Raw genomic sequence first — 8,876 nt, 5'->3', positions numbered from 1 at the left:
CCCGAACCACGGCGCAGGTGCGATCGCGCAGCCGGGCGGCGGCCTCGAAATGCTCCGCGGCGACGTACTCGTCGATGCGGGCGGCGATGGCGCGCAAGGGCGCGTCGTCGCGGCCGGTGAACAGATCCCGTACCGCCCGCGGCGCGGGCGCGTACTGTGCGGCCGGCACCCGTTCGCCGAAGATCGCCGCCGGGCAGCCGCCCACGGCCGCGGGCGGGCAGTCGCCGCCGTGCACACCCCCGCGGGGGATGCGCGTCGTGCAGGTGCGTAGGCCGCTGTATTCCGCGAGGGTCGCCGCGACCTCGGTGGCATCGGTGCGGGAACCGAAGGGCCCCAAGGCATCTGCGGTCGGAGTCCGGCTGACCGCGAACCGGGGGAACGGCTCGTCGGTCACGGTCAGCCACCACGCGCGCTTGGGGAATTTCGAGCGCCGGTTGTAGGGCGGGGTGTGCGCCACCAGCAGCCGCAGCTCCCGCACTCCGGCCTCCAGGCCGTGCGCGCAGCGGACGTGGTCGACGCGGGTGGCGAGCATGACCATTTCCCGCATCCGCGTGCGGGTTTCGGAGCCGGTGAAGTAATTGCGCACGCGCCGGCGCAGATTCACCGCCGTCCCTATATAGAGGACCTCCTCCGAGGGGCCGCGGAACAGATACACCCCGGGTGCGGCGGGCAGATCGGCGGCGAGAATGCGTTTGGAGCGCTGGCGGCGCGTGACCTCGGGCAGATAGTCGATCAATTCCGGCAGGGTCTGGACGCCGAGATTGCCGACCCGCTCGAACAGTGCGTGCAGCACGTCCACGGTGGCGCGGGCATCGTCGAGGGCGCGGTGCGTGGGCCGGGTGGAGGCGCCGAGCAGCTGAGCCAGCGCCGAGAGCCGCACCGTCGGCGCCTCGTCGCGGTCGAGAATGCGCCGCGCCAACTGGACCGTGCACAGCACCTGGAAGGCCGGCCACGCGGTATCGCAGCGCTGGGCGGCCGCCTTCAGGAACGACATGTCGAAGCGGGCGTTGTGGGCGACGAGTACGGCGCCGGAAGCGAATTCGAGAAATCCGGGCAGCACCGCGTCGATCCGCGGCGCCGCCGACACCATCGCGGTGGTGATGCCGGTGACCCGCACGATCTGCGGGGGGATCGCGCAGCCCGGGTCGACCAGGGTCGCGAATTCGCCGAGGACTTCGCCGCCGCGCACCTTCACCGCGCCGATCTCGGTGATGGCGTCCCCCTCGGGCCGGGTTCCGGTGGTTTCGAGGTCCACCACGACGAAGGTGACATCGCGTAGTGCGAGCTCGGGCTCTTCACCGCCGTGACCGGGGAGTTCGAGGGCCAGCTGGGCCGGTCGCGGAACGGGGGAGGGCACGGCGAGCAGCGTAGGCGCAGGGTCCGACAGGATCGGTCCGGATGCCCGCCGGCGGTCGAGCCGGCGCGAGGTTTGCGATGTGCGAGGTTCGGTTTGCACGAGTATGCCGAAAAGTGATCAGGGTCACGGTAATTCGGTATAGCTATGAATAGGCGGCGGGTGATGGAGGTCGTCGAAGCCGTCCCCGAGGCCGGACTTGACTACTCGTCGGTTGCCGTAAACCTGCGGACTGTTCGGTTGGTTTCCGCCGGGCATGCTCTGGGCTACTTGCGTTTTCCCGCTCGAGGCGTGTCTGCGGTCCCCGGTCGGCGTGCTCGCTCGCGCGGGGGAGCGCACCTGGGTAAACGTCACTCGCGTCGGTCGTCGTTATCGTTTCGTGATTACTGTGAGCTATCTCGCATGCCGTCGAGCGGGAGCCTCTACCTGAACCCGCCTCGAAGTGTCAGGGCTTTACAACGCACCGTTATGTCCTCGTAACCTTCTCGAGACCTCACGGAGTCCGACGCACCACCGGGTGCGGCGTCGTGGGGCAGATGAGGAGTACCGCATCATGGCGATCAAGCGACAGGTTCAGGGGCTGCCTCGTACCGCCCGCCGGGCCGTTGCGGCCGGAGCCGTTGGCGCAGCAACCCTCAGCGCTCTGCTGCTCCCGGCGACCACCGCCGCGGCCGCGCCGGTCACCGTACCGGGCGTCGGCACCATCGATGTTCCCGATCAGGTTCTCGGCGCCATACCGCCGGGCGCCGTCCCGCCGGGCATCCAGATCCCGAACATTCCCTTGCCGATCGCGCCGCAGCAGACCGTCGGCCAGCGCGCGGCCGACGCCGCCCTGTCCAAGGTCGGCGCCCCCTACTCGTACGGCGCCGCCGGCCCGAACGCCTTCGACTGCTCGGGCCTGGTGAAGTGGGCCTACGGGCAGGCCGGTCGCGAGGTGCCGCGCACCAGCTACGAACAGCTCGAGGAAGGCGCCCCCGTCTCGCTCGACGCGCTGCAGCCCGGTGACGTGGTGTCCTTCTACGGCGGCAGCCACTCCGCGCTCTATGTCGGCGACGGCAACGTGGTGCACGCCTCGACCGCCGGCGAGCCGGTGAAGGTCGCCCCGATCTCCTCGATGCCGGTCGCGGGCGCTCGCCGCTACTGATTCACCCCGCCCGGATCGGCGCATTCCGTACAGTCCGGACCGCCGATCCGGGCATTCGGGGTATACGGCGTGATCGTTTCGTGCCCTGCTGGACATGGACGGTCGCCGTTCCGTAACCTTATCGAGACCTTCGTGGTTTCCAGCTCGGGACGAGAGAACGGGGCACGGCAGGCCGTGACAGCGCACAAGGGCAACGCGCAACGCAACAACAGAACCAGACGCCTGGTCGGCGGCTCACTGGCGGTGGGTGCGCTGGTGTTCGGAGCGTCATCCGGAGGTCTGGCGACGGCCGATCCGGCGCCCGCGGAACAACCGGCCACCGCCGGTGACGCGGTGCAGCGGCTGATCGAGTTGTCGCATCAGTCCGAACAGCTCAATCAGCAGGCGCTGGCGGCGCAGGGCGACCTCGAAGCCAAACAGGGCGTGGCCCGCGACGCCGACGCCAAACTCCACGACCGCGACGCAGGCCCTCGACGCCGCCAAGGCCGAGGTACGCAAATATCAACCGGCCGTGGACCGGACCGCGATCGCCGCCTATCAGGGCGCGCGGACCAACCGGCTGTTCTCGGTGCTGGTCTCCGATTCCCCGCAGCAGTTGCTCGACCAGATGTCGACGCTGGACGTGCTGTCCACGCAGACCTCCGATCAGCTGGCGCAGTTCTCCAAGGCCACCGATTCGGCGACCGCCGCCGAAACCGCCGCCAAATCCGCCTCCGACGCCGCGCAGGCCGCCGCGCAGAAGGCCGACCAGGTGCGCGCGGACCTCGAACACAAGCGCGCCGATCTGCAGGGTGCGATGGCCCAGGTCATCCAGGCCTGGGGTGCGCTCTCGGCCGGGGAGAAATCCAGCCTCGCCGGATCGCTGTTCCCGCCCGGTTTCGACCGCGACACCCTGCTGCGTGGTCTGGTGCCCGGTAGCGGAACCAGCGCGCTGGCCGCGGGATTGACCCGCGTCGGCGACCCGTACGTCTGGGGCGCGACCGGCCCCGACCAGTTCGACTGCTCCGGCCTGGTGCAGTGGGCCTTCCATCACGTGGGCATCGATCTGCCGCGCACCAGCCAGGCGCAGGCCACGGTCGGCACGCCGGTGTCGCGGGACTCGTTGCAGCCCGGCGACGTGGTGTTCTTCTATTCGGACGCCTCCCATGTCGGCATCTACGCCGGGAATGGCATGATCCTGCACGCCTCCACCTTCGGTGTACCCGTCGCGGTGGCGCCGATGGGTAATACGCCTTTCCATTCCGCGCGCCGATACTGGATCGGAATGCCGTAAACACTGCGAGAATCTGGCGGCGAGTCATCACACCGACGTGAGGATCGTGTCGTATGAGCGGATTGTTGCGGGTCCGGACATGGCTGGCCCATCGTGGGCGCTTCGAGTTCGTCGCCACCCTCGCCGTGGTGGTGGCGCTGACCGCGGCCGGTGGCGCCTTGCTAATGCTGCCCAAGACGGGCCTGCACACCGTGCCCGCCGCCGAGGAGTCCGATACCGCGCCCGCGCACGCCGATCCGCAGCTGCCCGAGTTGCGCCGCGTCATGAGTTCGTACGGACCCGTTGTCGCGCAACAGGTTTCGGGCGACGACGGCAAGCTGTCGGTGGTGCTGGGACATCCGTACCAGCGCGGTGACGTCGACCAGCTGGCCCGTGAGGTCGGCCCGGCGGTCACGGCCGTCTCCGAGGTGTGGGGTACCGAATGGGCCCACGAAGCCGTGGTGGCCGTCGCCTCGAGCAGTTCCGAATTCGCGGCGCTGACCCACGCCACCGGTTCGGTGTCCGGTGAGGTCGCCGCGGCCTCGGTATCGGATCCGTTCGTGCCCGGCACCCAGCCCGCCGGTCAGCGGATCGTCTTCGCGCCCGATGCCGGCCGCCGGCTCGGCCCGGACGGCCTGCGCGAAACCCTGCGCCACGAACTCACCCACATCGCCGCTCGCGCCCGGACCGTCGACGGCTCCCCGCAGTGGGTGCTGGAGGGGTTCGCCGAATACTGCGGCCACCGCGGGGATCAGCAGCGCTTCGCCCAGGTGGCGCCGACCGTCACCACCCGCGCCCGCTCCGGTGACCTGCCCGCGGACCTGCCCGGCGACACCGCCTTCGCGCCGAGCCCGGGCACCGACGCCGCTCTCGCCTACGAACAGGCCTGGTCGGCCAACGCGTTCGTCGCCGACCGATTCGGAGAGCCGAAACTCGTCGCCCTCTACCGCCGGCTGGCCACCGGCCCGCAGGACCAGGCCGCGCTGGACCGGGGCCTGCGCGACACCCTGGGTCTCGGCCACACCGACTTCGTCTCCGCCTGGCGCGATTGGATCAAGGCCCGCGTCGCGGCCTAGTACCTGCTCGGCCGCGCCGACCGGTCGAGATCCCTCGAGCGGGCCGCACCCCGTAGAACCGGCCGCGGCCGCGACACCCATAGACTCGCCCCATGGGCCGCACGCTGTTGATCACCAACGACTTTCCGCCCCGGCCGGGCGGCATCCAGTCGTATGTTCATTCGCTCGCGCTGCGGATGCCGCCGGAGGATCTGGTCGTCTACGCGCCGCGCTGGCGCGGCGACTCCCATCAGCGGTTCGATGCCCAGCAGCCGTTCGAGGTCGTGCGCCACCCGACCACCTTGATGCTGCCGACGCCGCTGGTGCTGCGCCGGGCCGCGAAACTACTGCGCGAGCACCGATGCGACACCGTCTGGTTCGGTGCCGCCGCGCCGCTGGCCCTGATGTCGCCGGCGCTGCGCCGCCTCGGTGCGGACCGGATCGTGGCCAGCACCCACGGACACGAGGTCGGCTGGTCCATGCTGCCCGGCGCCCGGCAGGTGCTGCGGGTGATCGGCGACCACACCGATGTCGTCACCTACGTCAGCAAATACACCCGCCGCCGCTTCGCCGCGGCATTCGGCGCCCAGGCGGCCCTGGAGTATCTGCCGCCGGGTGTGGACAGCACCGTCTTCCACCCCGATCCCGCCGCGCGCGCGGAGCTGCGCGCCCGCTACGGCCTGGGCGAGCGGCCGACGGTGCTGTGCCTGTCGCGGCTGGTCCCGCGCAAGGGGCAGGACATGCTGATCCTGGCGATGCGCGAGATCCGCCGCCGTATCGACGGGGCGGTGCTGGTCATCGCCGGTGGCGGCCCGTACGAGGACACGTTGCGCGGGCTGGTGCGTTCGCTGGACCTGGGCGCGGACGTGGTGTTCACCGGTCGCGTCCCCGCCGCCGAACTGGCCGCCCACCACACCCTCGCCGACGTCTTCGCGATGCCCTCGCGCACCCGCGGCGCCGGGCTGGACGTGGAAGGACTCGGCATCGTCTATCTGGAGGCGTCGGCGACGGGGGTGCCCGTGGTGGCCGGAAATTCCGGCGGCGCACCGGAAACCGTGCTCGAGGGGCGCACCGGCACGGTGGTCGACGGGCGCGACGAGCGAGCCGTGGCCGACGCCGTCGTCGGCATCCTCTCCGACCGCGATGCCGCGGCGCGGATGGGCGCCGCCGGTCGCGAATGGGTCGCCGACCAGTGGCGCTGGGATGTCCTGGGCGGTCGGCTGCGGACGCTGCTCGATCCCGGCGCGCATTCCGGCGCGGCGGGATCCGACGGCGTCGGCCGGTAAGCGAGCCGGCTCCCCGGCCGGGCGCGGCGGCGGGTCGCGCGTGCCCGGCACTGCGTTACCGCCTCCGGGCTCCGACCCAGTAGGCTCGGGTTTCATGAGCGAGCGCAGCAGCGAGCCCCAGCCGTGAGCAGCATCCAGGTGGCCGACCAGACCTTCGTCGCCGCGTCCGGCGCCGCGGTCGCCGAGGTCCTGGCCGATCGGTCGCGGTGGCACCGCTGGTGGCCCGACCTCACCCTCGAGGTGCGAGAAGACCGCGGTGACAAGGGAATTCGCTGGTCGGTCAGCGGGCCGCTGACCGGCACGATGGAGGTCTGGCTCGAGCCGTCGCTGGACGGGGTGATCCTGCACTACTTCATGCACGCCGAACCGCCGGGCGCGGCCGCGCTCTCGCCCCGAACCCTGATGGCCGCCAACCGTTCCCGGCGGGTGGCCGGCAAGAAGATGTCGTTCGAGGTGAAATCGCGGCTGGAGGCCGGCCGTCCGGCCGGTGTGGCGCCGTCACGCTAGGTCGAAAGGAAACGCTGTCAGTCATGGCCGACCGGACCCAGAGGTCGATCACCATCGATGCCCCCTCGGATCGGGTGATGGCCGTCATCGCCGATCTGCAGTCGTATCCGGAATGGGTGTCGGCGGCACGATCGGTGGACGTACTGGAGACCTTCCCCGACGGGCGGGCCCGCACGGCGAAATTCGTGCTGGACGCCGGCGTCGTCAAGGACACCTACGTGCTGTCCTACACCTGGCGGGCCGACGGCCGGGCGGTGAGCTGGAAACTGGTCAGCGGCGAACTGCAGAAGGCGCAGGACGGCACCTACGAGCTCATCGACCAGCCCGACGGCACCACCCAGGTGGTGTACGAGCTGACCGTGGACCTCACCATCCCGATGATCGGGATGTTCAAACGCAAGGCCGAGAAGGTGATCACCGATACGGCCCTCAAGGAACTCAAGAAACGGGTCGAAGGCTGACCCGGCCTCCGCAGCGCGGTCGTGGTGCCGTCACGACCCGTCTCGAACTGTTCATCGGCAAGGGCGGAGTCGGTAAGACCACGCTCGCCTGCGCGGCGGCCATCGCCGCGGTGCAGGCCGGACAGCGCGTGCTGGTCGCCTCGGTGGACCAAGCCCATTCGCTCGGTGACGCACTGGGTTTCCGCTTCGCCCACGATCCCGGCGCGGTCGCCGGGGTGGTGACCGTCGCCCCCGGATTCGACGTCATCGAGATCGATTCGCTTGCGCTGCTGGAGGATCGGTTCCGCGATGTGGCGCGGATGCTGTCCGGCGCGGGCCACGATCACGGCATCGACCTCGCCGCACTCGATCCGGCCGAACTCACCGGACTGCCGGGTGTGCAGGAACTGCTGGCGTTGACCGAGATCGCGCAGTTCGCGGGCGAGGACGACTGGGATCTGATCATCGTGGACTGCCCGCCCTCGGCGGACATGTTGCGCATCGTCACCGCACCCGACACCCTGCTCGGCTACCTCGAACGGATCTGGCCCACCCATGCCCGGGTGATGAGCGCGACCGGTACGGATATGCGGCGCGCGGTGCTGGCGGCGACGGTGGAGCGGATCGCGGCCGCGGTCACGGCGATTCGGGATCTGCTGGCCGATGCGCGGCGCACCGGGGCCCGGCTGATCACCGGCGCCGAACGGGTCGCGCTGGCCGAATCGGCGCGGGTGCGTTCGGCGGCGGCACTTCTGGGTATACGTCTCGACGCGGTGGTGGTGAACAAAGTGCTGCCGCCGGTGCCGCCGGCCGACGGTGGCGCTCACCCCGCGGTGCAGTGGTATCTGCAGCGTCGCGCGGAACAGCTCGACGTGATCGCGGATCTGCGCCGCCGGATGCCGGATGTGCCCGTGGTGATCGCCCATCACAGCGGACCGGAACCGGTCGGGCCGCGGGCGTTGTCGACTCTGGCGCAGGCGTTGCCCGTTCGTGGCAACCCCCCGGCGGCCGAACCAGACCCTATGCTGAGCGGCACGACGCCGGAGCCCGGTAGCGCGACGGGGGAACCGGAGGTGCGATGGGAGTCGGGCACCGGACTGGAATCGGTATTCACGCTGCGGATGCGTCTGCCGGTGGTCGACCCGGGCACGCTGCGACTGGGACGAGTGGAGGACGATGTGATCGTGGGAGCGGACGGGGTCCGGCGGCGGCTACGACTGGCGCCGGTATTGCGGCGGTGCACGGTCGACGGCGCCGAACTCGACGGTGAGCAACTCGTCGTGCGTTTCCGGCCCGACCCGGGGGTATGGCCGCAATGACCCACGCCCACGACGACAGTTTCGGCGAATTCGCCCAGGAACTGCGCGCCCTCGCCGAAACCCTGCTCGAACGCGTCGAACCCGCCCTGCGTCGCGCGGCCGCCGACGGCCGCGACTGGGACAGCTGCAGCTGGTGCCCGGTCTGCGCGACCGCGGCACTGGTCCGCGGTGAGCATCACGAGGTGGTCGCCGCGATCGCCGACCACGGCACGGCGATCGTGACCGTGCTGCGTGAGGCGCTGGCCGGCGTGCCGGTCGAACCGCTGCTCCCGGACGACCTTCCCGATGCCGACGACGAAGCGGGCGAATACGATTCCGCGGCAACCGAAGTCGGCGCCGATCCCAGCTCGGTGCGCACGGAGCACGACGGGTGGATCGCGGGCGGGGCAGCCGGAGATCCGTCCGACGCCGGTGCCGGAGCGCGCGGCAATGATCCCGGAACCGGAGCGCGCGGCGGTGATCCCGGAGCCGGAGCGGGCGGCAGTGGTCGCGGAGCGGACCGCCGCGCGAAAGGCGTTC

8 protein-coding genes and 1 pseudogene are annotated in these 8,876 nt (G+C 70.7%); 8 read left to right on the top strand and 1 reads right to left on the bottom strand.

The features are described 5' to 3' along the window. On the bottom strand, nt 1-1,327 hold a 1,327-nt coding region (locus ON23_RS08385), incomplete at its 3' end, for a DEDD exonuclease domain-containing protein (protein WP_039777315.1). Nucleotides 1,328-1,907: 580 nt separating this feature from the next. Between ON23_RS08385 and ON23_RS08380 the strand changes: the two genes are divergently transcribed. The 8 genes and pseudogenes from ON23_RS08380 to ON23_RS39165 form a co-directional block, all read left to right on the top strand. After that, nucleotides 1,908-2,498 (top strand): C40 family peptidase, encoded by a 591-nt coding sequence (locus ON23_RS08380; RefSeq protein WP_051042247.1) that lies wholly within the window; start codon nt 1,908-1,910, stop codon nt 2,496-2,498. 174 nt (nt 2,499-2,672) lie between these two features. After that, a pseudogene (locus ON23_RS08375) lies at nt 2,673-3,771 on the top strand (NlpC/P60 family protein). Nucleotides 3,772-3,824: 53 nt separating this feature from the next. Then, on the top strand, nt 3,825-4,826 hold the full coding sequence (locus ON23_RS08370) for a hypothetical protein (RefSeq protein WP_039777311.1): 1,002 nt from the start codon (nt 3,825-3,827) through the stop codon (nt 4,824-4,826). Between the two features lie 92 nt (nt 4,827-4,918). After that, on the top strand, nt 4,919-6,091 hold the full coding sequence (locus ON23_RS08365) for a glycosyltransferase family 4 protein (RefSeq protein ID WP_039777310.1): 1,173 nt from the start codon (nt 4,919-4,921) through the stop codon (nt 6,089-6,091). Nucleotides 6,092-6,214: 123 nt separating this feature from the next. Continuing rightward, complete coding sequence (locus ON23_RS08360; protein WP_036500236.1) at nt 6,215-6,598, top strand: hypothetical protein; 384 nt, start codon at nt 6,215-6,217, stop codon at nt 6,596-6,598. Nucleotides 6,599-6,621: 23 nt separating this feature from the next. Then, on the top strand, nt 6,622-7,059 hold the full coding sequence (locus ON23_RS08355) for an SRPBCC family protein (RefSeq protein ID WP_036500238.1): 438 nt from the start codon (nt 6,622-6,624) through the stop codon (nt 7,057-7,059). A 47-nt stretch (nt 7,060-7,106) separates the two neighbouring features. Beyond that, nucleotides 7,107-8,357 (top strand): ArsA family ATPase, encoded by a 1,251-nt coding sequence (locus ON23_RS08350; protein WP_039777313.1) that lies wholly within the window; start codon nt 7,107-7,109, stop codon nt 8,355-8,357. Further along, on the top strand, nt 8,354-8,876 hold a 523-nt coding region (locus tag ON23_RS39165; protein WP_245555918.1), incomplete at its 3' end, for a hypothetical protein. The genes ON23_RS08350 and ON23_RS39165, both read left to right, overlap by 4 nt.

It is taken from the genome of Nocardia cerradoensis NBRC 101014, assembly GCF_000308535.1.
In the GTDB taxonomy this organism is placed as follows: domain Bacteria; phylum Actinomycetota; class Actinomycetes; order Mycobacteriales; family Mycobacteriaceae; genus Nocardia; species Nocardia cerradoensis.
The sequence above is the reverse complement of the archived record's forward strand: the minus strand, read 5'-3'. Positions and strand labels throughout refer to the sequence as shown.